Genomic DNA, 25,908 nt, shown 5'->3' with positions numbered 1-25,908 from the left:
AAGAACGTTCGGCCGGTTTCGACCATGACCTCTACGAACCAAGTCCCTCGGCCGGCTGGCGAACCGTCTACCCTATGATGGGCGTATGGGAGGGCCACGTATGAGCGACGACGCCCACCCGCCCCGACCGGATCCGCTCGCGTTCGATCCCGAGCCGGTCCCCGAGGAACTCCGCGAGCGCGAGCAGTGGGTCGCGTGGCGCTACCAGTGGGATCGCGACCACGACGAGTGGACCAAGATCCCCGTCGATGTCGACACCGACGGGTTCGCGTCGTCGACGAACGCGGACACGTGGACTGCGTTCGAGGACGCCGTCGCATACCACGACCGTGACGACACGGATACGGACGGCGTCGGGTTCGTAGTGACCGAGGAGGATCTTGTCGTCGGGATCGACCTCGACGACGTCCGCGACCCGGAGACGGGCGACCTCGAAGCCTGGGCCGAGGCGTTGCTCGACGACGTCCCCACCTATGCCGAGGTATCACCGAGTGGGACCGGCCTTCGGCTGTTCGGTTTCGGGTTCGTCCCCGACGGTGGGAACCGTGGTGATGTCGACGGCGCGGAAGGCCACCTCGAAATGTACGATGACGGCCGCTATCTGACTGTGACCGGCCACACCGTCGCCGATGCGCCGGCCGACGTCCGCCAAGCGAACGACGCAATCGCCGAGGTTCACGCGGAGTATATCGCCGACGACGTCACGGACGGCGATACGCCGAACGCGGCCGTCGACGGTGAACTTCCCGGCGACGCCGACGCCGTCCTCACCGACGACGTGCTCGACCGCGCGCGGGACGCCGAGAACGGCAAGAAGTTCCGCCGACTGTGGAACGGGGACACCTCGGGTTACGAAAGCCACAGTGAGGCGGACCTCGCGCTGTGTGGACTGCTCGCGTTTTGGACTGGGGTCGACCGCCGGCAGATCGACCGGCTCTTTCGAGAGTCGGGACTCTACCGTGACAAGTGGGACGCTGATCGGGGCGCTCAGACCTACGGCGAGCGAACGATCGACAAGGCGCTTGAGGGTCGTACCGAGTTCTACGATCCGAGCGACCACGGCGAGCGCGGAACGCCGCCGACGGCCGACCAACACGGAACAGCCGACCGGATCAACTCGGAGTTGATCGACGCCCTGCTCGCCGATCCCGACGCATGGATCGATCCCGACGCACAGACGTGGACCGTCCGCGCGACTGAGGACTACGACGCCGACACGATCGCCGACACGGTCGACGACGGCGAACTTCCCGGCGACGCCGACGCCGCCCTCGCCGACGCAGTCTTAGGGGGCGACGTCCCTGACGGGATCGACGACGCGCTCCAAGCGTGGCGGCAGAATCCCGACGAGTGGGACGTCACCGTCGCCCGGTCGTTTGACGACGCCGACCTCTCGCCGGAGGCACTTGCTGCCGCGCTCGGTGTTCCGGTCGCGGACCTCGGCGACGAATCGAACGGGACGCTTGCGTACCGCGTATGGGAACGGATCCGTCGCAGCGACGAGTTGCACGTCGTCGCTCGAATGGGCGAACAGGCCGACGGCGCGCTGTTCGCTTACGATCCCGATACCGGAACGTGGCGGCAGACCGGCGACGACGACCTCCGGACGGTCGGGCGTGAGGCGCTCGGTGAGGCGTATACCAGTGGCGTCGGTCGCGAACTCGGAGAACAGGTCCGAACTACGAACGGCGACGGCCAGCCGGCGGGCCAGGTCCATATCGACGCGTTCGGCGCGCCGGAGGGAACCGTCCCCGTGGCGAACGGACTCCTTGACGTCGACAGTCGCGACCTCCGACCGCTCGAACCGAGGGACTACGCCCTCACCACGCTTCCGGTCGTATACGATCCGGACACCGAGTGCCCGGCCTTCGAGGAGTTTCTTAGCGACGTGTGTCCGCGTCAGGTCGACCGGCAGAAGCTACAGGAATACGTCGGGTACACGCTTTTGCACTGGGGACTCCCCTACCACAAGGCGCTATTCCTCGCCGGACCACAGGCGAGCGGTAAGTCGACGTTTCTCGATGTGGTTCACGCCCTGCTCGGCGAGGATCCGACGTGTTCGCTCGCGCCACAAGAAATAACCGAGGAACGATTCGCGGGCTACGACCTGTGGGGCGCGTGGGCGAATATCCGCTCGGATATTCCGTCGGGCCTCATCGAAAACACCGGGAAATTCAAGGAACTCGTCGCGGGTGACGCCATCAAAGTCGAGAAGAAACACCAAGATCCGATTATGATTCGCCCGGCGGCGAAACACCTCTTTGCGGCGAACACGCTCCCGTCGGCTGAGATTGACGACGACGCGTTTTTCCGTCGGATCCTGCTCGTCTCATTCCCGAAAACGGTCCCGCGCAACGAAAGGGATCCCCGGCTTCTCGACCGGCTGACCGACGAACTCCCTGGTGTGTTGAATTGGGCGCTCGACGGACTCGACCGGCTTCGAGAACAGGACCACTTCACCGCCGACCTTCCGCCGGCCGAGACGCAGGGTAAGTGGCGGTCGTGGGGGCGGTCGATCGACCGGTTCAAAGAGCGGTGTCTCGACGACGACGCCGAAGCGACCGCGTCGGTTCCGAAGGGTGACGCCTACGACGCCTACCGGACGTTCTGTGAGGCCGAAGGCATCCCCGCCGAGTCGAAACAGAAGTTCGGCCGCGAGATGATGAACACCTCCGGCGTCGGTGACCGACGGGAAACCGTCGATGGAAACCGCACGTGGGTGTACACAGGCGTCGAATTGATCGAGGACCGGATCCCGGACCCGGACGCGAGTACAGAACGCGACGGCGAGCAAACCGGATTATTCTAACGACCCGACAGCGTCGCTTCGGGACGTGACGCACCGCGCGCTCTACTATCACGGAACTATCGGCAACTCCTTCCGGAGTGGACACGATGGGCGCGTTATTCGGCCTTTCTTATTTTCACAGTTAGTAGGTGAGGGTCGCGAGCGCACCCGCGATAGTGCCCAAAAAACGCGTCCATCGCGTCCATTTATAGACTCTGTGATATACTACAGCGGCGTCAGTGTCACGTGGGTTTATTCGGTTCTCCCGCGTAAGTGGTAGATAAGAACCGGGTTGTGACCTTCCTATGAACCGAAATCCTCACCGAGCCGACCGCATAACGTCGAAGGAGGCCGTTACCCCCTGGGGTGTGGGGAGATGAGCGCGGACGCGCCCGCGCCCGACGCGCCGGACGTGTCGACGGCGGACTACGACGAAATGCTTGAGACGCTCGATGTGGCGATCGACGAAGCGCGCCGGAAAATCGAGAACGGCCGCGTGCGTGACGAGGACAAGGAGAAGGTCCGAATCAAGTGGGTGCGGGCGCTGGCGTATACCGTGAACGTCCGCCGGCAGGTGGCGAATGACCGCGATCTCGAAGAGTTAGCTGAGGAAATTGAGGAAATCAAAACGAGACAAAGAGGCATATGACTCGACCCTCGAAGAGGGAGTTATTGCGTGAAGTGGAACGACTCAAAGAGATTCAAGAGAGTCAGAGTCTCACCCGGTCGTTACGGGAGAGTACCGATAATGAAGGCGGTACTGACGAAGAGACGCTTGAAGAGCTAGCTGAAACAGCCGAGAAGCTATTCTAACACCTCGGTTTATCGGGGACGGGAGATTTGGACCGGATGCTCCTCGTATCTATCCGGACAGTCGGTTGCGGAACTCTTCCCCGTCGAATTCGTGTTCTTCTGTTCCAGTTCCTTCATAATCCTCTGTTTCGCCGCTCATCGTTATTGTGTACCGAGTAACGTCGTCAGGGTTAATCTGCTCAAGAAGGGCTGTTTCACTGCTTGTTATTCCCGATTCGAGATCAATCACTGCCGCCCGTCCGTCCGTCAAACGGGTATTCCCGTCATAGACCGATACCTCACCGACTGCTCGGTTTAGCGTTTGTTCCGTTTCGTTCGTCATCGTCACCTCCATTTCGTAGCCTCCGGTCATCGGTCGTACGTCGTGGCTCTCAAGCGTCGGTGGAGCCAGCGATTCCTCAGTATTAGTTTGATCACCACTCTCCCCAGTATCGCCACTCTCCCCAGTATCGCCACTCTCTCCAGTATCGCCACTTTCGCTACCGTCGCTGGTACAACCTGCGATCGACAACACCGCAAGGCCGCACCCTGTTAGCAGGTACTCTCGTCGATTCATAGCCCCGACCAATAATGCCAAAAAGTATAGTACTTTCTGTGGTGGCCATGGTTCTTTGATTCCGTGGTTCTGAAGTTCGTATATTATTCGCAATCGCTAATATACCACGCTGACCGTGGGCTGATAGAAACGCCATGTCTTCCGATCAAGAGAAGACGAATATAGAAGTGTACAGGGAGACGTGGCGACGACTGAACCACCTCAAGGAACGTCCGGGCGATTCATTCGACGACGTGATTAACAGACTCATCGACTCCTATCAAAACAAAGGAGACGACTAGATTACTCGTTTGTGGCGGGTTGATCGAATTTCTCACGAGCGCAGGGCCAACACGGCAGGTCCGAATCGGCGTTCCACTCGCCACAGTCACAGTCATCGGGACGCTGTTCGTCGCCGCTTGCGTCGTCGCTGCCGTCGATGATCCCGCCGTCGGTTGCGGCCACCTGGGGCGTCGCGTAGACGTGCTCACCGAGTTGGGGGTCAACGCCATCAACGCCGGCGGGGATGGGGCGCTCACCCATGGCGAAGGCCACCCGGCGAAGGTGCTTACAACGGACGCCCAGGTGTTCGTGGTCGGGGCACTCGCACGCCCCGAGTCGGGTGTCGACGAGGTACTCTTTGCCGGACTGTGAGACGACCATGAACAGGTCATCCGCGCCCCGAGCGCGGTCGTAATCTGGGAGGACCGTGAGGTACTGGTTAAGGGCGCGCTCGGTTCGGGGTTCGATACATTCGTTAGCGTCGGATTCGTAAGCGGTCATGGCTGTTGCATCCCAACAGCCCCGCTCGGGTGTTCCAGCACCCGGGCACTTCTCGAAACAGATGCGCCCCAAGGAACGGGTCTGTCTCTACCATTTGTTACGGGACAAACGGCAATAAGTATCACGGTTTGTTATATAACAAACGGTAAAGTAGCAGTGTCCCGTATCGACGTGTGAATGACCGAGGACCGACGCGACGAACACGGACAATTCGCTCCGGAGTACACCACCGAGGAGTTCCTTAACGCCGTTCGCGAACACGAACCAGCGGGGACGAGTGAGGTAGCCGAGGCGGTCGGGTGTACGACACAGAACGCGGATTACCGGCTCCGACAACTCCGTGAGGGGGGTCGCGTGGCGAGTAAGAAGATCGGCCGATCGCTTGTGTGGACGCTCACGAACGACACCGAGGAGTAATCGATGTCTCGGAAGGACGGCCACAGCGAGCACACCGTCCCAAGCCGGGAGTATCTACTCGCCCGGCTGCAACAGATGGACCCGGAGCGATTCGAGCACTTGGTCGCCGACGTATGGGAACGGCTCGGGTGGGAGACGAGAGTCGTCAGCGAACCGGGCGACCGGGGGATTGACGTGATCGCCACGCAGGGCAAGGAGACTCAACTCATTCAGGCCAAACGCTACGGGCCGAACACGTCGGTCGGCTCGCCGGAGGTACAACAGTACGCGAGCCTTCGGCTCCAAGAGGACGGCGTCGACACCGTCACAATCGTCACGACCGGGACGTTCACCGAGCAGGCCGAGGACATGGCCCCGGACCTCGGCGTGATCCTCGTCGACGGCGCGGAACTACTGGAAGTGTGCGAACAGGCCGAGGCGTGGCCCGTTCTCGCGGGGTATTTCGAGGAGTTGACCATCACCGACGGCGAAGCGGCCGACATTGAGCCGCCAAAGGCCACCGGAAGCGACGGGGCAAACGGGGCGCTCGTGGGACTGGCAACGGTGTGGCGAATCTACAAACAGCTCCGACGATACATATGAATGGTTGGGGATGGCTTTGAACTAAACATATAAAGGAAGTATCAAGCCAAGGGCCGGATTTGAACCGGCGATGATCCGCTCTGCAGGCGGACGCGTTAGGCCGGACTCTGCCACCTTGGCGCGCTCGAAGCTACTTCGGAGAGCCGCTTAAGCCTCACGCTTCGCGTGGGTGAGTTGGACTCGTGGCCGTAGGGTGCCCGTCCGTCGACAGGCCGAGTGACGACTCGCTCTGCATCCCGAACGCGCGTGGGCGAGTGCGTTCGTCGAGCCTGCGGCTCTGTGATGAAAAACGCGGTGGAGGCTGAAAGGGTGAAGCGGGTGCGGACGCGTCGCGTTCGAGTCGTCACGCTGCGTGTGAATCCACCTCCGAGTATGAGTACGAGTACGAGTGTGGGTACGAGGACGACTAAAAGTACGACTGTACGTACCAGTACGAGTACGAATATGAGTATGAAGTATGAGTGGGAGGCGGCGAATCGGTGTTCCCAGGGGCTCGCGCACCCCAGTACTTGCCGATACGCAGGCGAGCTTAACTTCCGTGTTCGGGATGGGTACGGGTGTTACCTCGCCGCTGTGGCCGCCTCAATGCCGACCAGCGGAATCGAACCGCTGTCGCGTCCAACGTCGGTAGACGAACCGAGCGTCTCGGTCGCGCTCTCTGTGCGAGAGCGGGTCTGATCGTTTGTACGTGCAATCCAGTTTGCGCCTGGACTCGGTTCAGTTCTGATTCGAGTCACAGTGCGGTCCACACAGACAGTGGATGAGTATGGCTTGGTCTGTTAGTGCTCGCGGGCTGAACGACTCGTTGCCTCGTCGCGTACACCCCGAGTCTATCGAACTCGTCTTCTACGAGTGACCTCGGTGACACCTCTTTTTCAGGTGGGTTTCGAGCTTAGATGCGTTCAGCTCTTACCCCGTGTGGCGTAGCTGCCCGGCAACTGCCCTCTCGGACAACCGGTACACCAGTGGCCACCACTCGTAGTTCCTCTCGTACTATACGAGCGTTCCCGTCAGGTGTCTTCACACCCCCAATAGATAGCAGCCGACCTGTCTCACGACGGTCTAAACCCAGCTCACGACCTCCTTTAATAGGCGAACAACCTCACCCTTGCCCGCTTCTGCACGGGCAGGATGGAGGGAACCGACATCGAGGTAGCAAGCCACCGGGTCGATATGTGCTCTTGCCGGTGACGACTCTGTTATCCCTAAGGTAGCTTTTCTGTCATCTACGGGTCCCATGAATGAACCTCGTAGGTTCGCTAGACCACGCTTTCGCGTCAGCGTTCCTCGTTAGGAAGAACACTGTCAGACACCCTTTTGCTCTTGCACTCTTCTGCGGGTTTCCGACCCGCGTGAGGGTATCTTCGGGCGCGCTCGATATCTTTTCGAGCGCGTACCGCCCCAGTCAAACTGCCCGGCTACCGGTGTCCTCCTCCCGGAGTGAGAGTCGCAGTCACTGACGGGTAGTATTTCAGTGATGGCTCGGTGGCCCGCTAGCGCGGGTACCTGTGTAACGCCTCCTACCTATCCTGCACATCAGCGACCACGTCTCAGCGACAGCCTGCAGTAAAGCTCTATAGGGTCTTCGCTTCCCCTTGGGGGTCTCCAGACTCCGCACTGGAACGTACAGTTCACCGGGCCCAACGTTGGGACAGCGACGCTCTCGTTGATCCATTCATGCAAGCCGCTACTGAAGCGGCAAGGTACTACGCTACCTTAAGAGGGTCATAGTTACCCCCGCCGTTGACGGGTCCTTCGTCCAGTTGTACCTGGTGTTCAGATACCCGCACTGGGCAGGATTCAGTGACCGTACGAGTCCTTGCGGATTTGCGGTCACCTGTGTTGTTACTAGACAGTCGGAGCGTCCGAGTCACTGCGACCTGCCTCGTCAAAGGCAGGCATCCCTTATTGCGAACGTACGGGACTAAATTGCCGAATTCCCTAACGTCGGTTGGTCCCGACAGGCCTTGGCTTGCTCTGCCAGAGCACCTGTGTCGGATCTCGGTACGGACGATGTGCTCGTCTTTTCACGGGCTCTGGGTAACACCGACTTGCGCTGTCCTGAGCTTCGCTCGCTTCGTGCCATTACGGCTTCCACGAGTTTCCTCAGTTCGACCGGGCGAAAGCCCGGTTCGGTGGTCCCCAAAGCGTCGACTTTGAGTGCACACGGTTCTGGAATATTAACCAGATTCCCATTTGACTGATTCGAGTTACGGTCAGTCTTAGGACCGACTAACCCTCGGCTGATTGGCAGTGCCGAGGAACCCTTGCTCTTCAGGCCGTCGGGGTTCGCACCCGACTCTCGCTGCTACTGTGACCAGGATTTTCGTTTCTGTGCGGTCCACACGAGTTCTCACCCGTGCTTCCACCCGTACAGAACGCCAGTCTACGAGGTTCCTCTGGTGAGGACTGGTAGGTCTCGGAAGTGGATTTGAGCCCCGATCATTTTCGACGCCTCGAACCTCGGCCGGTAAGCTGTTACGCTTTTCTTAGAGGGTAGCTGCTTCTAAGCTCACCTCCCGGCTGTTTAGGGCTCGAGACAATCTTCGGTCGCACTTAATCCACATTTGGGGTCCTTAACCTACCTCTGGGTTGTCTCCCTCACGGTGCCCAAGCTTACCCCGGGACACCGGACTCCCAGCTTCTGCGACGTACGCAAGTTCGGAGTTCGACAGGGAGGCCGACTCCTCTCGGAGGCGGGTCTCCCAATCGGTCGCTCTACCTCGCGTACTATCTCTGCTGAGGTCATGCTTCGACATGTTTCGACTGGAACCAGCTGTTGCCGAGTTCGATGGGCCTTTCACCCCTACGCGCGGGTCACGGGAGGGTATTGTAGGACACCACCCCTAGCGGGCTTCCACGTGGCTTTCGCCACGCTTCACCCTGCCCTCGCGTAGATCACTCGGTTTCGGGTCGTGCCCGTCTGACTCCCCGCGCTTGAACACGGTGGCCCTGGTCCGAAGACTGCGGCCGTATCGGTTTCCCTACGCCTTCCACGATGCTCGTGTTAGACTTGCCAGACAGGCACACTCCCTGGTTCGTTTTTCAAAACGTACGACGCGACACCGGCTTCCCTCGAATCCTACTGGACGCTCGCGCGTCGGTCGTTCGTCGAGGGACCTTGTATGCCCCGTCGTTCCATCACTGACTGATTTCAGGCCCTATTGCACCGCCCTTCTCGGGGTGCTTTTCAGCGTTCGCTCACGCTACTTGTTCGCTATCGGTCTCGAGGAGTGTTTAGTCTTCCCAGTTGATGCCTGGGACCTTCACAAGGGATATCCAACCCCTGCTACTCTGGAACTGACGCGTATCGTACTGATCGAACTTACGGGACTGTCACCCTGTATCGTGCTCCATTCCAGGAGACTTCAGTTCGATGGTCGGATAGTGAGAGTCAGTCCGAACACCACATGTCCCGTGAGGGATTCGGTTTGGACTGTGTCGCGTTTACTCGCCGTTACTGACGACATCGCTTTTGCGTTCTTTTCCTGCTCCTACTGAGATGTTTCAATTCGGAGCGTTCCCCATTGCGCGAGGCAATTGCGGTGGGGATTCCCATTCGGAGATCCTGAGTTCTTCGCCTCCGTGCGGCTCCCTCAGGCTTTTCGCAGCTTGGCACGTCCTTCGTCGGCTCTCGAGCCGAGCCATTCACCAGCCAGTACAGTAGCCAGACTGTTGTGACTGTGTTGTGTGGGCGCACTTGACTCGATAAACTGAAACGAGTCCAGTGGACGCCTGGATTGCACGTACATACGATCTCATTACGCTCTCGGTGACGCCGAGCGCGTTCGACCCTTCCCAACCGCGCTTTCGCGGGATGGTGCATCGGTTCGTTCGGGACTCATCGTATCGCCGTGGTCCTTATAAGGAACACGGTTCGGGATGAGTCCCGGGAGTGGACCCGCTGGGATTTGAACCCAGGGCTTCCTCCTTGCAAAGGAGGCGCTCTGCCGCTGAGCTACGGGCCCGGTTAGCCCTGGTAGTTCTTAGGTGCCCGGGCGGACTCGGACTGTGTCGAGTGTCTGAGAGTGTCAGTGGACGGTCTTTGCGTGCAGTGAAAGTGGGCTCACCGTACAGGTGAGTCCCGTTCGTTAGGAGGTGATCCAGCCGCAGATTCCCCTACGGCTACCTTGTTACGACTTAAGCCCCCTTGCGGAGCCCAGATTCGACCTGGGAGCCAGGCCTCATCCGGACCCCACTCGGGTGCTTTGACGGGCGGTGTGTGCAAGGAGCAGGGACGTATTCACCGCGCTCTGCTGAAACGCGATTACTACCGAATCCAGCTTCATGTGGGCGAGTTTCAGCCCACAATCCGAACTACGACCAGGTTTCGGAGATTACCGTCCTCTTTCGAGGTTGGAACCCATTGTCCTGACCATTGTAGCCCGCGTGTAGCCCAGCTCATTCGGGGCATACTGACCTACCGTTGCCCGTTCCTTCCTCCGCTTTAGCAGCGGCAGTCCTCTTAATGTACCCATCCAGGAAACCTGATGCTGGCAATTAAGAGTGCGGGTCTCGCTCGTTGCCTGACTTAACAGGACGCCTCACGGTACGAGCTGACGGCGGCCATGCACCTCCTCTCTACAGCGTCGTGACAAGGTCATCAACCTGGTCGTCATCACTGTAGTCGGAGCTGGTGAGATGTCCGGCGTTGAGTCCAATTAAACCGCAGGCTCCTCCGGTTGTAGTGCTCCCCCGCCAATTCCTTTAAGTTTCATCCTTGCGGACGTACTTCCCAGGCGGCCAGTTTCTCGGCTTCCCTACGGCACAGCAGAGGCTCGTAGCCTCTGCCACACCTAACTGGCATCGTTTACGGCTGGGACTACCCGGGTATCTAATCCGGTTCGAGACCCCAGCTTTCGTCCCTCACTGTCGGATCCGTTCTCTCGAGGTGCTTTCGCCATCGGCGGTCCGTCCAGGATTACGGGATTTCACTCCTACCCCGGACGTACCCCTCGAGCCTTCCGGTCCCAAGCCACGCAGTTTCCGCCGGACGCCCACTAGTTGAGCTAGTGGATTTCCCGACGGACTTGCGTGGCCAGCTACGGACGCTTTAGGCCCAATAACAGCGGTCATCACTCGAGCTGCCGGTATTACCGCGGCGGCTGGCACCGGTCTTGCCCAGCTCTTGTTCCACAACCTCCCTACGGTTGTGAAAAGCGAGGGCTAGTATGCCCTCGCACTCGGGGTCCCCTTATCGCACTGGCGTGCAGTGTAAAGGTTTCGCGCCTGCTGCGCCCCGTAGGGCCCGGAATCTTGTCTCAGATTCCGTCTCCGGGCTCTTGCTCTCACAACCCGTACTGATTATCGGCACGGTGGGCCGTTACCCCACCGTCTACCTAATCAGCCGCAGCCACATCCTGTGGCGCCGGAGCATTTCGGCCGCCCGGCATTCCAGCGTGGGCGTCGTATGGGCTATTAGCCTCAGTTTCCCGAGGTTATGGCCCTCCACAGGGTAGTTTGGCCACGTGTTACGGAGCTTTTCGCTACGTTAGACGTACAACTAGCATGGCTAAATCGGACCCCGATAGCAATGACCTCCGGCAGGATCAACCGGAATGTTCCTGTCTCGTCAGAGACAGGGGGTGGCGGGATTTGCGCTTTCACAGGTGTGAAAGCACGAATCACCGTTCTGCATTGCAAGGTCCGTCCAGTGACACGCGCACACGGACTCGATATCGAGTCGAATCGACTCTGGTGTGAGTCGATTCGGGAGAGTCCGTCCGGGTGTCACCGAACTACCAGGGCTAACATCAGATTCCGTCTTACGGCGGACCGCAGGGGGGGAATCCTCACGAGTGGTTCGGACCTGAACCAACGAGGGTGACAGGCATAAACCCGTCGAAGCTCGGTGGGAGTGTCCGAGGCGAGCGCGGGCCGGGTTGAACGGCCCGCAGTCGCAGTGCGTTGTGTTGTGCTTCGCATCACATCGAAACGGCCTGTCGCACTTAACCCCATCGAAGCGTGATGGAGTGTGAGTGTGCGTGTGACGCGTCGGGGGTGACGCTGACACGCCCGGAGTGACCCGGGCGCGTCGTTCGCATTCACTCGAATGCCGGGGTTACATAAAAGGCCGTCGAACGAGGTCGGCCACGTCAGTCGGTTTCACGGGTTCGTGTCTCATAAAGCAATGGGACAACATACCACGGTGAGTGAGAGGGCAACCCCGCCGGTCGAGGAGTCAAGTGACAGTCGAGAACTGTGGCGCGGCTGGAGGTCGGTCGGTCATCCCGCGCGTCGCGCGTGAGGTCGGACCGGGTGTTGGCCGCGCGTGCGTGGGTGTCCGCGCGAGCGACAATACTCTTGCTACTCTCACCACCGTCGGACCCGCACACGGTTCCCCGGAGTCGCATCGACACTGCGAAGTGCAGTGCCGACCCAGGGGAGACACGAAACCGACCGGACCACGGGGAGAACGAGACGAGCGGGTTCACCCCCGAATCCACCCGAAAATCACGGTTAGCTGCCAAGTAGTTGCCTCTCGGTGTAGACAACACTTATGTATATCCTATGTCGAAGCATCGGGTAGACACCCCCGATGGTCCGGAAAAAGAAGCTCAGTCCGAGTGGCGCCAAAGACGAGAACGGCGAGTACCACAACGTGCACCTCAATCTCCACGAGGACGAACTCACGGTCGCGGGCATGGAGATCGGCGACGAAGTGTTCGTCCGCGTCAGAGACGGGAAGATCATCATCCAGAAAGCGGACCCGGACGACGTGGAACACGACTTCTGACTCCCCTGTGAGACGACAGCGACAGTCCGAGCGAGCGGAGAGTCCGCGTCGGGTACGGGCGGGTGGTCGATGAGTTTCTACGGCGTCGTTCGTCCTGCCCTGTTCGCGTTGCCCGCCGAGACGGCCCACGGCGTCGGGACGAGCGTGCTAAGCGTCGCGCAGGGGACCCCCGTCGAACGTCTCGCGCGCGAGCGCCTTCGCGTCGACGACGCGCGCCTCGCGACCACCGCGTTCGGCCAGTCGTTTCCGAACCCCGTCGGGGTCGCAGCCGGCTTCGACAAGAACGCCGAACTCCCCGGAATGCTCGCTGCGCTCGGCTTCGGCCACGTCGAGGTCGGCGGCGTGACCGCCGAACGACAGCCGGGTAATCCGAAGCCGCGGATGTTTCGCCTCCGCGCGGACCGCGCCATCGTCAACCGGATGGGCTTCAACAACCACGGGGCCGACGCGGTCGGGGAGCGACTCGCGGAGATTCGACTGCCGGACGTTCCGGTCGGCCTCAACATCGGGAAGTCGAAGTCGACACCGCTGGACGACGCTCCGGCCGACTACCGCTACACGTTCGAGCGCTGTGGGGACAGGGTCGACTACACCGTCGTCAACGTCTCCAGCCCCAACACACCCGGGCTTCGGGAACTCCAGCACCGCGACGCGCTGGAAGCGATCCTCGGGACGCTCCTCGACGCCGGCGCTCGACCCCTCCTCGTGAAACTCTCGCCGGACCTCCCCGAGAGAGCGGTCGAAGAGGCGCTCGCCGTCGTCGACGACCTCGACCTCGACGGGGTCATCGCGACGAACACGACCACGTCGCGCCCGTCGAGCCTTCGGTCGCCCGAGCGGGCCGAGCGCGGGGGCCTCTCGGGCAAACCCATCGAGCACACCTCGACCGCGTTCGTCGCGAACGTCGCGCGACAGACGGACGTCCCCGTCGTCGGCGTCGGCGGCGTCTCGGACGCCGAGGGCGCCTACGCCAAGATACGCGCGGGCGCGAGCGTCGTTCAGCTTTACACCGCCCTCGTCTACGAGGGGCCGACCGTCGCACGGAAGATCAACCGCGGACTGCTCGAACTGCTGGACCGCGACGGCTTCGATCACGTCTCCGAGGCCGTCGGCGTCGATCTGTAGCGTAGTGACTCCGTCTCGGTTCGTCGTCCGAAGTGGTGGGGACAGCGAGTGCGCGTCGGTGGTCGGGATTACTGGACGATGACGACGGCGTCCTCGGCCTCGACCATCTCGCCCGCACCGGTGTACTGCCGCTCCTCCTCGACCGTGAACATCTCCGAGTCGAGTTCGGCACCGGCCGCCCGGAGCGTCCCGTCGACGATCTCGTACTCGCCGGCCTCGATGGCGGCGTCGATCTCCGGGACCTTCCCCCCGAACTCGGGACCGACGAGCGAGTAGTCGAGGTCGATGCCGGTCACGACCGACTCGATGGGCGGTTCCTCGTCGCGCGTCTCCAGTTCCTCGACGTGCATCACGCGTCGGATGTCCTCCGCGAAGCCCGCGACGTCGCCGTACACCCGGACCGAGTCGAGAGCGGCGTTCATCGACAGCTGATTGTCAGACTTGTACCTCCGAAGCGCGCTCACGACGGCCAGCGCCGTCTCGCCCGCCTCGACGTCCGCCTCCAGTCCGAGCGGTTCGGGCCAGTCGGCGCGGTGGACGCTTCGTTCCTCGCCCGCCACGTCGTGCATGTCGCGCCACAACTCCTCGGTGATGTGGGCGAGGAACGGCGCGAACAGCTTCAGGAAGCGCCGGTGTGCGACCTGCAGCGTGTACGCCGCCGACTCGTCCTCGCCCTCCCGAATGCGCTGTTTCGCGATTTCGAGGTAGTCGTCGCAGAACGTGTGCCAGAAGAAGCTTCGGAGGCGGTCCCGGGCCTTCGAGAACTCGTACGCCGCCAGTTTCTCGGTGATGTACGCGACCTCCTCGTCGAGCGACGCCAGGAGCCACCGGTCGAGTTCCTGTAAGTCGTCGTGGTCGAACTCGACCCGTTCGGCGGGCGTGAGCGAGTCGACGAGCTTCGAGGCGTTCCACAGCTTCCGGAGGAGCTTCTCGCCCGCGCGGAGCCCCTTCTCCTTGTACGGGAGGTCGTCGCCCACCGCGCTCCCGGCGGCCCAGTAGCGGGCGGCGTCGACCGGGAACTTCTCGACGACTTCGTCGGGCGCGACGATGTTTCCTTTGGACTTGGACATCTTTTCGCGGTTCTCGTCGAGGACCATCCCGTTGATCATCACGCTGTCGAACGGCACCTCGCCGGTGTGTTCGTAGCACTTGACGACCGTGTGGAAGAGCCAGAAGGAGATGATGTCGTGGCCCTGCGGGCGGAGGTTCACGGGGTACAGTTCCTCGCGTTCGACCGCCATCCGTTCTGTCTCAGGGTTCCACTCCCACCCGGCGTTGATGAGCGGCGTCAACGAGGAGGTGGCCCACGTGTCGAAGACGTCGTCCTCGGGGACGAAATCGGCGTGGCCGCAGTCGGGACACGTATCCACGGGCGGGTCGTCCTGCAGCGGGTCCACCGGGAGTTGAGCGCGCTCGGCCATCACCGCGTGGTCGCACTCCGCGCAGTACCAGACGGGGAACGGAATCCCAGAGGAGCGCTGGCGGGAGATGGACCAGTCCCACTGGAGGCCCTCGATCCAGTTTTTGTACCTGGTAAACATCTTCTCGGGGTACCAGTCCATCTCCCGACCGGCCTGGAGGTACTCCTCCTTCTTGTCGAGGAGCCTGATGTACCACTGCTCGGCGACGAGGAACTCGATACTCGTCCCGCAGCGCTCGTGGACGTTCACCGTGTGGGTGATGGCGCGCTTGTCCAGTAGCGCGCCCGCGTCCTCCAGGTCGGCGACGATGGCCTCGCGGGCCTCGTCCGAAGACAGCCCCGCGTACTCGCCGGCCTCTTCGGTCATCGTCCCGGACTCGTCGATAGCGATACGAAGGTCCAGGTCGTGCGCCTGGTACCACTCGATGTCGGTCTGGTCGCCGAAGGTACAGCACATCACCAGCCCCGATCCCGTCTCCATGTCGACGCGGTCGTCCGCGAGGATGGGGACCTCCTGGCCGAAGAGCGGAATCCGCGCGTGGTTCCCCACCAGGTGCTGGTTCTCGTCGTCGTCGGGATGGACGAACACCGAGACGCAGGCGGGCAGCAGTTCCGGACGCGTCGTCGAGATGGTGAACGTCTCGGGCAGGTCGTCCCCGGTCTCGACCACCTCGAACGCGATGTCGTGGAAGTGACTCGCCTGCTCGTCGTCCTCGGTCTCGACCTGCGAGATGGCCGTCTCGCACTCGGGACACCAGATAGTCGGCGCGCGCTGGCGGTACTCGCGGCCCTGGTCGTAGAGGTCCAAAAAGGAGAGCTGCGAGATGCGCTGGACCTCCGGCGAGATGGTCTGGTATGTCTCGTCCCAGTCGATGGAGATGCCGAGGCTCTGCATCTTCTCGGTGAACTCGGCCTCGTACTGCTGGCAGACCTCGCGGCACATCTCCTGGAACTCGCGGCGCTCGTACTCCTGGTGGCGGACGCCGAGTTCGTCCTCCGTCAGCCGTTCGGAGGCGATGCCGTTGTCGTCGTAGCCGAACGGGAAGAAGACCTCGTTCCCCCGCATGCGGTTGAACCGAGCGACGAAGTCCTGGAGCGTGAACCCGTAGACGTGGCCCCAGTGGAGGCTCCCCGAGACCGTCGGCGGCGGGGAGTCGATGGAGAAGACGGTGTTCGGGTCTACCGCCTCCCCGTCGTAGGCGTAGGTGTCCTCTCGGACCCACTGGTCTTGCCACTCCGCCTCGACGGTGTCGGGGTCGTATTCTCCGCTCGGCATTCTCGGGTGGGTCTACCGCTTGCGCGCCTGTTAAACACCTCGGTTGGCCCGTCTCGACCGCTCGTCCCGCTCACCCGCCCGTCCCCGCCGGCGACGCCCCTTCACCGCAGCGCCGCGAGCCCCGTGTCGAGGTCGGCGATGAGGTCGTCGACGTTCTCGACGCCCACCGACACTCGAACGAGCGAGTCGGTGATGCCGAGCGCCGCGCGGTCCTCCGGCGTGAGCGGCGAGTGCGTCATCGTCGCGGGGTGTTCGATGAGGCTCTCCACCCCACCCAAACTCACCGCGAGCGGGAACGCCGACAGCGACCCGAGGAACGCCGCCACGTCGTCTAACCCCCCGTCGACCTCGAACGAGAGCATCCCGCCGAAGCCGTCCATCTGTCGCGCGGCGAGGTCGTGCTGCGGGTGGGAGGGCAAGCCTGGGTAGTGCACCTGTGTCACCCGAGGATGCTCCGCGAGGAACTCCGCAATCGCGCCCGCGTTGGCCTCGTGGCGTTCCATCCGGAGCGGGAGCGTCTTCACGCCGCGGAGCGTCAGGAATGAGTCGAACGGCGAGAGGACGTTCCCCATCCCGACCTGCTGGAGGAACTGTACCTCAGAGGCGAGGCAGGCGTCGTCGGTGACGACCGCACCTCCCAGCGAGTCGGAGTGCCCGTTGAGGTACTTCGTCGTCGAGTGCACGACCACGTCGGCGCCGAGTTCGAGCGGACGTTGAAGGACGGGACTCGCGAAGGTGTTGTCGACGCCGAGCACCGCGCCCACGTCGTGAGCGAGGTCCGCGATGGCCGCGACGTCACAGAGCCGCATGAGCGGGTTCGTGGGCGTCTCCATCCAGACCAGAGTCGTCTCCTCGCTGAGGTGAGACGCGACGTTCTGCGGGTCGCGCGCGTCGACGAACGAGACGTCGACCCCGAGCCGTTCTTCGAACAACCGCGAGAGCATCGTCTTCGTGCCGCCGTACAGGTCCTCGAACGCGACGACGTGGTCGCCCGGTTCGACACACGCCATGACGGTCGCGACGATGGCCGAGGTTCCGGAGGCGAACGCCATGGCGTGCTGGCCGCCTTCGAGCGAGGCCAGTCGGTGTTCGAGGGCGTTCCGCGTCGGGTTCGACAGGCGCGAGTAGAGGTACTCGCCCGCGTCGGGGTCCAGGTCTTCGAGGCTCGCGTCGGGGTCGATTTCGTCTATCTCGTACGTGGAGGTGAGGTGGAGCGGGACGACGACGTCCTCGGCAGCCATCCGCCGACGACCCTCACCGTGGGTCACAGCGCGGGTGTCGAAGTGTGCGTCACGGGCCATACCCGGGGAGAGACGGGGGTGGAAGGTAGTCCTTTCGACGCTTTTCAACAAATCTTCGATTATAATACCTATATGTAAAATTATTACTGTTAGGAATACGATGCCGGGCCGATCACTCGTGGGCGAGTGAACCCACGGTCGAACGGAGGACCGCGTCGACGCCGACGAGGACCACGACGGAGGCGACGACGACACCCGCCTCGACGGCGGAGGAGAGCAGACCGAGACCGACGATGAGCGTCGTCGCACAGGCGGGGGGATGGACGAGGTCCGTCCGGAGCATGCCCGCCGTCGTGAGCACGACGGCGGCGACACCGCTCGCGACCAGTCGGAGTTGCGAGGGCGAGAAGGTCGGGGCGGTCACGGTGATGAGCAGCCCCGACGCGAGCACGTGGTACGTCAGGAGGCCGGCACCGAGGCCGATGACGTGCCCGCCGACGACCCGTCGCGGGCTGATGTCGTCGGCGGAGCGGGTCGCCAGCGCGTAGCCCGACGGGCCGAGGCTCGGGAAGACGAACGGTCGGCCGGTCGCCCACGCGAGCAGTCCCACGACGACGAGGAGGGCGCCGGCGTAGAGGCTCGATTTGGCCGTCCCGTGCTCCATACCGTGACGTGGCCGTGCCCGCGTGGTAGGCCCTTCGTTTCGGACCGACGCGAGCGGGGGCGGGAAGGCGGCGCCGGAGACGACACGAGGCACTTACCGCTCCGTCGAGTAGGGCGGAGCATGGTGAACCGGCGCGCGTTCCTCGCGAGTCTCGGGACGCTGGTCGGTGCGGGATGTGCGACTCGGAGCGACACGGAGTCGCCTGCGGAGCCGACGCCGGAACCGACCGCCGAACCGACGACTACGCCGACCGTCTCGGCGACTCGGCCGGACGAACGTGCCGCCCCCGACAGCGTCGACAGCGCGTGGCCGATGCCCGCACACGACAGCGGCCGAAGCAACTTCTCCCCCGACGCGACCGGACCGACGACGCTCCCCGCCGACCTGTGGAGCGTCCCGTTCGAGGCGTCGCTCTCCGACCCCGTCGTCGCTGATGGGACGGTGTACGTCGGAGGCGACGACGGCGCCGTCCGGGCGCTGGACGCGAGAACGGGGGCGGAGCAGTGGACGACCGCTCTCGATGCACCGGCAGAGACGCCGTGGGTCGTCGGTGACCGACTCTTCGTCCCGACGCCCGGGGCCGTCGTCGCTCTCGACGCCGACGGTGGCGGGTCGGTAAGGCGGTTCGAGACTCCCGCTCGAAGCGACTTCGTCGCCGCCCGACACGGCCTGTACTACGTCGACGCCAGCGGGCCGACCGTCGTCGCGCTCGAACGCTCCGGGGAACGACGCTGGGAAGCGGAGATAAACGAGCCGTGGCAGTCGCCGCTGCTCACGAGCGACGAGCACGTGTTCGTCTCGACGGGCGCGCACTGGAACGAGCCGTGGACGTTCGCGGTCGACACCGGGCAGTTCGAGTGGAACCGTCGCCCCGAACCGGGGGGAAGCGACATGATCGCCGAGCGGTTCGTGTCCGAGGGAACGGTGTTCGCGGTGGACCCGATGTTCGGGGAGGTGGAGGCCGCCGTCGTCGACTCGGGGGGTACGACGAGGAGTGGAGTACGAGCCTCGACGCCTACGCCCCGGTCGTGCTGGCGGGCGGCGCCGACCACGTCTACGTCGCCGCCGAACACCCCGACCCGGTGCTGTACGCTCTCTCGAAGACCAGCGGGGTGACCAGGTGGCAGGCGAGCCTCCCGGGCGAACTGAGCGGACGGCCCGCCGTGGCCGACGAGGCTGTCCTCGTCCGGACCGACGGGGAACTCCGCTGTTTCGACCCGTCGGACGGCAGCCGACGGTGGACCCGAACGGCGGAGGACATCGGGTCGGGGGTCGCCCTCGTCGACGACCTGGTGTACACCACTCACGACGGAACGGTCCGAGCGTTGCGCGGACGGGACTGAAGAGACACAGCCGTTCCGAGGGCGTATCCACCGGTGAGAACGCAGGGCGGTGTACCCCGTTTCCCTCCTCGTGACGGGCGCTGTCTCAGCGTTTCGACCCCGACGCCGTCTGGCAGATGGGCCGTTCGGGGTCCCGAGGAAGACTCCCGCTCACCGCAGCGCGTCGAGTTCGAACTCGAACCCTGCAACCGGAAGTTCGAGGTCGTGTTCGACCAGCACCTCGGGGTGGAACTCGCCGACCACGCCCACCGACTCGCCGTCGACGACGATTTCGGCGGCGCGACCGGGGATGAACGACGGGTGGTCGGTCGCGGGGGTGTCGAGGTCCGCGTCGAAGTCGCGGCAGAGCGCGCTCAGGCGAGCCTTCGCGTCCTCGTAGGTCGCGTCGTGCCGGGCGAGCACGCCCGCGACGTGTCGTGACTCGTGGACGTGTGTCGACTCGGCCTCGTCCTCGTTGGCGACGAGGCCGATTTCGGCGAGGTCCTGCGGGTACGACCGGTGGGTGTTGTTCTCCAGCACCATCAGCAGCGAAGGGAGCGCCCACGTCCGGAGCATCGTGTAATCCTCGCTGTAGGGTTCGGTGATGGTCACCGCCTCCCCGCCGCCGAGCGCGTCGTCGCCCTCCGCGAGTCGCATCCGGTCGTAGTTCTCCTCTTCGGAGATCATGTGGAAGTTCAGGAGGTCCTCGAAGCCCAGTCCCACGAGCGAGGTGCGGGCGACGTTCTCCAGGCGGGAGCGCTCGTGACGACCGCCGACGGTCGAGACGTCGGGGTACTTCGGTTCGAGGTCGTTGAATCCGTAGGCGCGACCCACGTCGTCGATGAGGTCGAGCGGGTGGAGCACGTCCACCCGGTAGGGCGGAATCTCCACCTCGTACTCCACGTCGTCGCCGAGCGTGTACGTCGCGTCGAGACCCGAGCGCTCGAAGAGGTCGACGACTTCGTCGGCGTCGAGGTCCACGCCGAGCATGGACTCGATGCGGTCGTGTGAGACCGTCTTCCGGTCAACCGAGAGGTCCGGGCGCACCAGGCTCGCCCCGTCGTCGGGCGCGCGCGATGCGTCCTCGTACTCGACTTCGACCTCTTCGATGGTCGCGCCACGCGCGGAGAGCGCGTAGCAGATGATGGTACACATCCGGTCGATGGTCCACTGGTCCGTCCCCGTGAGTTCGACGAGGAGTTCGCGGGAGTCGGTGTCGACCTCGGTCCGGCGGCCGTTGATCACCGGGGGGAACGAGAACAGCCCGAGTTCGTCGTAGATGGCCGGGTAGCGGTCGTACTCGCTCACGAGGTCTGCGTACTTCCGACCGGTGGGGTGCTGTTCGAGCACCTCCCCCGGCGTCAACTCGGCGTCGGAATCGAGCGCGACGAAGCGGTCGCCGTCGGGTGCCACGCCACGGTAGGTGATGGAGTTGCCCCCGGTCTCCTCGTTCAACACCTCGCCTTTCACCATCGCGAGGTCGTGGATGCCGATGGCGCCCTTCGCGCGCTTGCGCCCCATCGTCGCGTGGAGTTTCTCCTGCAACTGGATGAGCGATTCGAGGCCGGCCTCGTCGAGGTCGAGCCCTCGCACGATTGCGCCCGTGACGTACGGTCGTTCCTCCGGAACCGACGAATCGACCTCGATGGTCCAGTCGGCGTCGTTCGTCTTCGGGACGGCGACGCCCCTGTCGGAACCGTACTGGTACCGGAGCGACCGGGCGACGCCCTCGACCGACAGTCGGTCGAGGCGGTCGGGACCGAATTCGAGTTGCATCTTCCCCTCCTCGGTCTCGCCCTCGTACTCGAGGCCGAGCGCGAACAGGTCCGCTCTGAACTCCTCTTCACTCTTCTCCTCGCCGGTGAGCCGCTGTAACTCCTCGAGGGAGACGTCGACGACGGGCATCAGTACAGCACCTCCGTCTCCCGCAAGAGGTCGAGATCACACAGCGTCCCGTGGACGTCGCGGATGTCGTCGAAGCCGTAGATGAGCATCAGCAGGCGTTCGAGGGCGAGCCCCCAGGCCATCACGTCGCAGTCGACACCCAGGGGTCTCAAAACCTCGTCGCGGAACATCCCCGAGTTTCCGATCTCGATGAGTTCGTCCGTCTCGGGGTGCCGCCCGAAGAGTTCGAACGACGGCTCGGTGTAGGGGTTGTAGTGGGGCTTGAACTGGATGTCGGTGATGCCGAACTGGCTGTAGAACTCCGTGAACGTGCCCATCAGGTCCCTGACCGACAGGTCCTCGGCCATCACCCACCCCTCGATCTGGAAGAATTCCAACAGATGAGTGGGGTCGAGCGTGTCGTTTCGGTACACCTTCTCGACGGAGAAGTACCGCTGGGGCGGCTCCAACTCACCGACCGCGTGGCCCGAGAGGTATCGCATCGACAGCGACGTGGTGTGCCCGCGGAGGTCGACCTCCCGCGCCACCTCCTCGGTCCACGGCGAGTGGTAGCCGTCGCCGTCCTCGCCTTCGCCGTTTCGGTGTGCGGACTCGACTCGCTCGACGAGTTCTTCGGGGAGCTCTCCCATGGGCGGAACGTCCAGCGCGAACTGGTCCCAGTGGGTGCGGGCGGGGTGGTCCTGCGGCATGAACAGGCAGTCGTTGATCCAGAACTCGGCGTCGGCGTGGGGGCCGTCCATCTCCTCGAACCCCATCCCGACGAGGACGTCCTTGACACGCTCGGCGGTCTGTCTGAGGATGTGGGTCTTCCCTCCCCGGTGCTCAGGAGCGTCAGCCTCGACGTTGTACGCCGTGAACTCGACGTCGCGCCACTCGCCGGTGGTGAGCATCTCGGGCGTCAGCCGGTCGACCGTCTCCGCCGCCTCGACGCCCTCCAGCATGACGGCGTCGACGCCGTCGTCGGTGAGTCGAACCGAGCGGACGGTCCGTTCGTGTCGCTCGACGAGGTTTCTGGATTCGAGCTGGTCGAGGACTGCGGTGTCGAGTCCCTCGTCGCTTCCGTCGGCGAGTGCCGCGAGCGCGTCGGCCTCGGGGTCGGCGTCGGGGTCGGCGTCGTCGGCGGAGAGTTGGCCGCTGTCGATCCGCCCGTACCCCTTGCGTGCGAGGTTGGCGAGGGCGACGTCGACCTCCCCTCCGTTGAGTCCCGATGCGCCGATGACCTGCCCCATCGAGACGGGGTCGTCGCGGGCGCCCGCGTCGACGGCGGCGCGGTAGAGACGGACCTCTGGGAGGCCAGCCTCGACGTATCGCTCGCCCTCGCCGGTGAGCGTGTAGTCGACGACGACCGACTCGTCGATGGCGACGAGACCTGCGTCTTCGAGTTCGAACGCCGCGCCGGTGACGGTCTCGGGCTTCAGCCCCGTCTCCGCCGCGAGTTCGTCGATGGTCTGTGCGTCGTCCGCCGACGCGGTCGTGAGGACCGCGTGCTGGGCTTCCGGGAGTGTGCGTGTCATGTGTCGCGTCTGGGTCTATCTGGTGAGGTGTCCGGTCGTCAGTTAGCCGTTGCGGGTCGTGACCGGCGTCTGGGGGAACCGGCCGGGAGCGTCGGTTTCGCCCGTCGCGTCCCCTCGGACGCGAGCGGGGTCCACCGACGGTCAGCCCGCGAAGAAGAAGCCGAACCCCGAAACCGGTGGCTGGGGAGCGGTACGCCGCGCGTGGGGTTCGAGCGCCATGTCCCAGAGAGAACGTCGCGCGGACAAAAACGTTGTGAGTGGGCGTCACACCCGCCGCGAAACGACGACCGTCGACGGCGAATCGACTCCGGCCCACGAACGGGACGGTTCGGGTCGCGGAACCACCACCAACGTTTATGAAAGACCATCAGCGAACTAGAGCCATGAGCCACGAGCGCGGTTCGGTTCCGGCACCCGAAGAGGGACGACCACCCGCCGCACCGCTGTACCGACTGGTCGGACGCGTCCGCGACCACTTCAGGACGTGGCCGCGGCGCTACGTCGAGATGCGCGTCGGTAACAGACGGCCCTGACCGGATTCTCGGGCGTCACGAGCGTCTCCCGAGCGGCCGCTCCGGTCGGCGCCGTGCGGACCGATCGGTCGAAGGGGGCACCCGAAACGGTGTTGCAAGGCCCGGCTCTTTGATCATGGTCGCTCACCGCAAGACGTGAGCGATCCAACCGACGACCACGACGGCGGGGTGATGCCCGACGGTGAGGAACCGTTCGCGGCCGATCACCAGCGCATCGCGGTCGACTTCGACGAGACGCTGACCGGGGGCGACGAGTCGTACATCACCGAGGCGGCGGAGGAACCCGACGAGGAGATGGTCGAGTGGGTGAACTACCAGTACCGACAGGGCCACACCATCATCGTCTGGACGGCCCGTCCGTGGGAGGCGGCACAGGAGACGGTCGCCCGCCTCACCGAGTGGGGCGTCGACTGGCACGGCCTCAGGATGGAGAAGGGTCACGCCGACGTGTACGTCGACGACAAGGGGTCGACACCGAGCGAGGCGCTCGCCGCGGACGGGTTCGACGGCGACGGAGAACTCGACGACGGGGAGGGAAAGGTCGACAAAGACAAGGACGGCGACCCGGACGACGCGGGCACGCAGTAGTCGGGGCGGGTCGTCGAATCGCCGGCGCACCCGTCGCCGAGTCGACGGTCGACAGCGGCGTCAGTCCTCGGCCGCACGGACCGTCAGCACCGGCACCGGCGAGTTGCGGACGACGCGCTCGGTGACGCTCCCGATGAGGTAGTGGTCGAGGCCGGTTCGCCCGTGCGTCCCCATGACGACCAGGTCGACGTCCGCCTCGTCGACGTGCGCGAGCACCTCCGTCTTCGGGATGCCCTCGCGGACGACGCGCTCCGTCCGAATCCCGTCGGGCAGCGCGTCGACGGCGTGGTCGATGGCGGCCTCCGCGCGCTCGTGTTCCGCTCGGTCCCAGGCGTCGGGCGCGAGGCCGGCAGTGGGGCTCTCGAACCGGTTCCGCGTGTCGGCGACACTCAGGACGTGGACCGTCGCCCCCGAGAGCGCCGCGACCCGTCCGGCCTCCTCGACCGCCGCCAGGGTCGCCTCGCTCCCGTCGGTCGGGAGGAGGACGTCGTCGTAGGCGTCGACCGCGATGTCGGCGGCGTCCTCGTCGGTCGTGGTGTCGAATTCGGCGTCGGTCATCTCAGATGACACCCCCCGCGGCCATGAGGAACAGCGCGACCGAGATGACGGCGAAGAGGCCGCCGACGAAGTTCTTGATGGTGTCCGTCTCCAGCGCGTTCGACACGTACGGGGCGATCTGCCCGCCGACGACCGTCGCGGGAACGGTGAAGACGACCATGTTCCACGGCGTCGTCGCGAGGCTGAGCGAGTGGCCGCCGACGAGACCGCCGCCGAAGACGTGGACGAGCGACGCCAGGATGGCGGTGAGCGCGACGACGATGTGGTTGGTACCGATAGCCACTCGCACGGGGACCTTCGTCCCGAGCATGGAGACGATGCCGAGTTCGCCGACGCCGAAGCCGGCCAGCCCCTGGAACGTGCCGCCGATGCTGTAGTTCCCGAACCGCCGGAGGTAACCCGACCGGGTGTAGGTGTAGTCGTCACCTTCCCGGTCGACACGGGTCACCGTCCCGTCGTCGTCGGTGCGGACGCCCGCCGGACCGAGTTTACCGGGGTCGTTCGGGAGGTCGACCGCCGTCCCGCCGTCGGGCGCGGGCGCGGCCGGGTCGGTACCCGAACTCGACCCCGACGATTCGTCGGAGTCGCCGTGGCCGAGGTCGGCGGTGAACAGCAGGTACGACGCCGCCAGCAGCGCGATGCCGAGCAGCGAGTGGAACAGCACCTCGGGGATGACGAAGGAGAGCAACGCACCGCCGACGACGAACGGAACCGACCCGGCGACGAGCGACAGCGCCAGTCGGCGGTCGACGAGGCCGTACTGGATGAACGCCACCGCCGAACTCGAAAGGCCAAAGGCCTCGCTGATGAGCCCCACCTTGACGATGGTCTGTGGCGTCAGCGGCTGGGCGAACAGCGGGAAGACGAAGATGAGGAACGGGACGAACAGCGCGGAGCCGCTGATGCCGACGGTGTTGACGATGGTCGCCCCCAGCATGAACACCGGGAGGAGCCACCAGAACTCCAGCCAGTAGTCGAGGCCGGCGTCCGCGGGCGTCGGCGCCGCGAAGTACACCGAGGTGACGAACAGCACGGGTGCGATGAGGACGAACACGTGCTGATACTTCAGGAACGACTTCTGGACACGGCTGTATGAGGTGTCAGACAT

General features: G+C 64.0%; 20 protein-coding genes, 2 tRNA genes and 3 rRNA genes. 11 read left to right on the top strand and 14 right to left on the bottom strand.

Annotated features, from left to right (window positions below; genetic code table 11):
* Positions 1 to 100 precede the first annotated feature (100 nt).
* Both C2R22_RS00110 and C2R22_RS00105 read left to right on the top strand, forming a co-directional pair.
* Positions 101 to 2,809 carry a phage/plasmid primase, P4 family gene (locus C2R22_RS00110; protein ID WP_103423769.1) on the top strand — a complete coding sequence of 903 codons (2,709 nt, stop codon included), beginning with the start codon at positions 101 to 103 and terminating at the stop codon, positions 2,807 to 2,809.
* A gap of 355 nt (positions 2,810 to 3,164) precedes the next feature.
* Entirely contained in the window at positions 3,165 to 3,437 is a 273-nt protein-coding gene (locus C2R22_RS00105) for a hypothetical protein (RefSeq protein ID WP_103423768.1), read from the top strand.
* Between the two features lie 213 nt (positions 3,438 to 3,650).
* On the opposite strand, the gene C2R22_RS24725 is transcribed toward C2R22_RS00105, so the two are convergent.
* The gene (locus C2R22_RS24725; protein WP_162562314.1) at positions 3,651 to 4,157 is read right to left on the bottom strand and encodes a hypothetical protein; all 507 of its coding nucleotides are present in this window, start codon (positions 4,155 to 4,157) and stop codon (positions 3,651 to 3,653) included.
* Between the two features lie 134 nt (positions 4,158 to 4,291).
* On the opposite strand from C2R22_RS24725, the gene C2R22_RS27640 reads away from it, so the two are divergent.
* Positions 4,292 to 4,438 (top strand): DUF7557 family protein, encoded by a 147-nt coding sequence (locus C2R22_RS27640; protein ID WP_449329041.1) that lies wholly within the window; start codon positions 4,292 to 4,294, stop codon positions 4,436 to 4,438.
* Position 4,439: 1 nt separating this feature from the next.
* Here the strand turns inward: C2R22_RS27640 and C2R22_RS00100 are convergent, their stop codons facing one another.
* The gene (locus C2R22_RS00100; RefSeq protein ID WP_109745683.1) at positions 4,440 to 4,919 is read right to left on the bottom strand and encodes an SWIM zinc finger family protein; all 480 of its coding nucleotides are present in this window, start codon (positions 4,917 to 4,919) and stop codon (positions 4,440 to 4,442) included.
* Positions 4,920 to 5,096: 177 nt separating this feature from the next.
* On the opposite strand from C2R22_RS00100, the gene C2R22_RS00095 reads away from it, so the two are divergent.
* Both C2R22_RS00095 and C2R22_RS00090 read left to right on the top strand, forming a co-directional pair.
* Positions 5,097 to 5,336 (top strand): FaeA/PapI family transcriptional regulator, encoded by a 240-nt coding sequence (locus tag C2R22_RS00095; protein WP_103423767.1) that lies wholly within the window; start codon positions 5,097 to 5,099, stop codon positions 5,334 to 5,336.
* A 3-nt stretch (positions 5,337 to 5,339) separates the two neighbouring features.
* Positions 5,340 to 5,918 (top strand): restriction endonuclease, encoded by a 579-nt coding sequence (locus C2R22_RS00090; protein WP_103423766.1) that lies wholly within the window; start codon positions 5,340 to 5,342, stop codon positions 5,916 to 5,918.
* Between the two features lie 44 nt (positions 5,919 to 5,962).
* On the opposite strand, the gene C2R22_RS00085 is transcribed toward C2R22_RS00090, so the two are convergent.
* From C2R22_RS00085 to C2R22_RS00065, 5 genes are all read right to left on the bottom strand, one after another.
* Positions 5,963 to 6,038 (bottom strand) — tRNA-Cys (locus C2R22_RS00085).
* 343 nt (positions 6,039 to 6,381) lie between these two features.
* A 5S ribosomal RNA gene (gene rrf / locus C2R22_RS00080) occupies positions 6,382 to 6,503 on the bottom strand.
* A gap of 176 nt (positions 6,504 to 6,679) precedes the next feature.
* A 23S ribosomal RNA gene (locus C2R22_RS00075) occupies positions 6,680 to 9,594 on the bottom strand.
* A 220-nt stretch (positions 9,595 to 9,814) separates the two neighbouring features.
* Positions 9,815 to 9,886: transfer RNA gene (locus C2R22_RS00070), tRNA-Ala, on the bottom strand.
* A gap of 125 nt (positions 9,887 to 10,011) precedes the next feature.
* Positions 10,012 to 11,478: ribosomal RNA gene (locus tag C2R22_RS00065) — 16S ribosomal RNA — on the bottom strand.
* Together the 16S, 23S and 5S rRNA genes with 2 tRNA genes alongside form the textbook arrangement of a ribosomal RNA operon.
* Before the next feature lie 978 nt (positions 11,479 to 12,456).
* Between C2R22_RS00065 and C2R22_RS00060 the strand changes: the two genes are divergently transcribed.
* Entirely contained in the window at positions 12,457 to 12,654 is a 198-nt protein-coding gene (locus C2R22_RS00060) for a SymE family type I addiction module toxin (RefSeq protein WP_103423765.1), read from the top strand.
* Between the two features lie 69 nt (positions 12,655 to 12,723).
* Positions 12,724 to 13,779: a quinone-dependent dihydroorotate dehydrogenase gene (locus C2R22_RS00055; protein WP_103423764.1), complete on the top strand. Its 1,056-nt coding sequence runs from the start codon at positions 12,724 to 12,726 to the stop codon at positions 13,777 to 13,779.
* 68 nt (positions 13,780 to 13,847) lie between these two features.
* On the opposite strand, the gene C2R22_RS00050 is transcribed toward C2R22_RS00055, so the two are convergent.
* From C2R22_RS00050 to C2R22_RS00040, 3 genes are all read right to left on the bottom strand, one after another.
* On the bottom strand, positions 13,848 to 16,475 hold the full coding sequence (locus C2R22_RS00050) for a valine--tRNA ligase (RefSeq protein ID WP_103423763.1): 2,628 nt from the start codon (positions 16,473 to 16,475) through the stop codon (positions 13,848 to 13,850).
* Between the two features lie 101 nt (positions 16,476 to 16,576).
* Complete coding sequence (locus C2R22_RS00045) at positions 16,577 to 17,776, bottom strand: trans-sulfuration enzyme family protein (RefSeq protein ID WP_103423762.1); 1,200 nt, start codon at positions 17,774 to 17,776, stop codon at positions 16,577 to 16,579.
* Between the two features lie 112 nt (positions 17,777 to 17,888).
* Entirely contained in the window at positions 17,889 to 18,380 is a 492-nt protein-coding gene (locus tag C2R22_RS00040; protein ID WP_103423761.1) for an HPP family protein, read from the bottom strand.
* Between the two features lie 120 nt (positions 18,381 to 18,500).
* On the opposite strand from C2R22_RS00040, the gene C2R22_RS00035 reads away from it, so the two are divergent.
* Complete coding sequence (locus tag C2R22_RS00035) at positions 18,501 to 19,496, top strand: outer membrane protein assembly factor BamB family protein (protein WP_103423760.1); 996 nt, start codon at positions 18,501 to 18,503, stop codon at positions 19,494 to 19,496.
* Complete coding sequence (locus C2R22_RS00030; protein ID WP_103423759.1) at positions 19,409 to 19,723, top strand: outer membrane protein assembly factor BamB family protein; 315 nt, start codon at positions 19,409 to 19,411, stop codon at positions 19,721 to 19,723. The genes C2R22_RS00035 and C2R22_RS00030 overlap by 88 nt, the downstream gene beginning before the upstream one ends.
* Positions 19,724 to 19,873: 150 nt before the next feature.
* Here C2R22_RS00030 and pheT read toward each other — a convergent pair whose 3' ends face one another.
* Positions 19,874 to 21,607 carry a phenylalanine--tRNA ligase subunit beta gene (gene pheT / locus C2R22_RS00025; protein WP_103423758.1) on the bottom strand — a complete coding sequence of 578 codons (1,734 nt, stop codon included), beginning with the start codon at positions 21,605 to 21,607 and terminating at the stop codon, positions 19,874 to 19,876.
* The gene (gene pheS / locus C2R22_RS00020; RefSeq protein WP_103423757.1) at positions 21,607 to 23,121 is read right to left on the bottom strand and encodes a phenylalanine--tRNA ligase subunit alpha; all 1,515 of its coding nucleotides are present in this window, start codon (positions 23,119 to 23,121) and stop codon (positions 21,607 to 21,609) included. Before pheS ends, pheT begins: the two co-directional genes overlap by 1 nt.
* A gap of 383 nt (positions 23,122 to 23,504) precedes the next feature.
* On the opposite strand from pheS, the gene C2R22_RS24720 reads away from it, so the two are divergent.
* Entirely contained in the window at positions 23,505 to 23,654 is a 150-nt protein-coding gene (locus C2R22_RS24720) for a hypothetical protein (protein ID WP_162562313.1), read from the top strand.
* A gap of 135 nt (positions 23,655 to 23,789) precedes the next feature.
* Positions 23,790 to 24,242, top strand: a complete 453-nt coding sequence (locus C2R22_RS00015) for a hypothetical protein (protein ID WP_216824765.1) — start codon at positions 23,790 to 23,792, stop codon at positions 24,240 to 24,242.
* 60 nt (positions 24,243 to 24,302) lie between these two features.
* Here the strand turns inward: C2R22_RS00015 and C2R22_RS00010 are convergent, their stop codons facing one another.
* Both C2R22_RS00010 and C2R22_RS00005 read right to left on the bottom strand, forming a co-directional pair.
* On the bottom strand, positions 24,303 to 24,800 hold the full coding sequence (locus C2R22_RS00010; protein WP_103423756.1) for a universal stress protein: 498 nt from the start codon (positions 24,798 to 24,800) through the stop codon (positions 24,303 to 24,305).
* A gap of 1 nt (position 24,801) precedes the next feature.
* Complete coding sequence (locus C2R22_RS00005) at positions 24,802 to 25,908, bottom strand: sulfite exporter TauE/SafE family protein (protein WP_103423755.1); 1,107 nt, start codon at positions 25,906 to 25,908, stop codon at positions 24,802 to 24,804.

It is taken from the genome of Salinigranum rubrum (assembly GCF_002906575.1).
In the GTDB taxonomy this organism is placed as follows: Archaea; Halobacteriota; Halobacteria; order Halobacteriales; family Haloferacaceae; genus Salinigranum; species Salinigranum rubrum.
The sequence above is the reverse complement of the archived record's forward strand: the minus strand, read 5'-3'. Positions and strand labels throughout refer to the sequence as shown.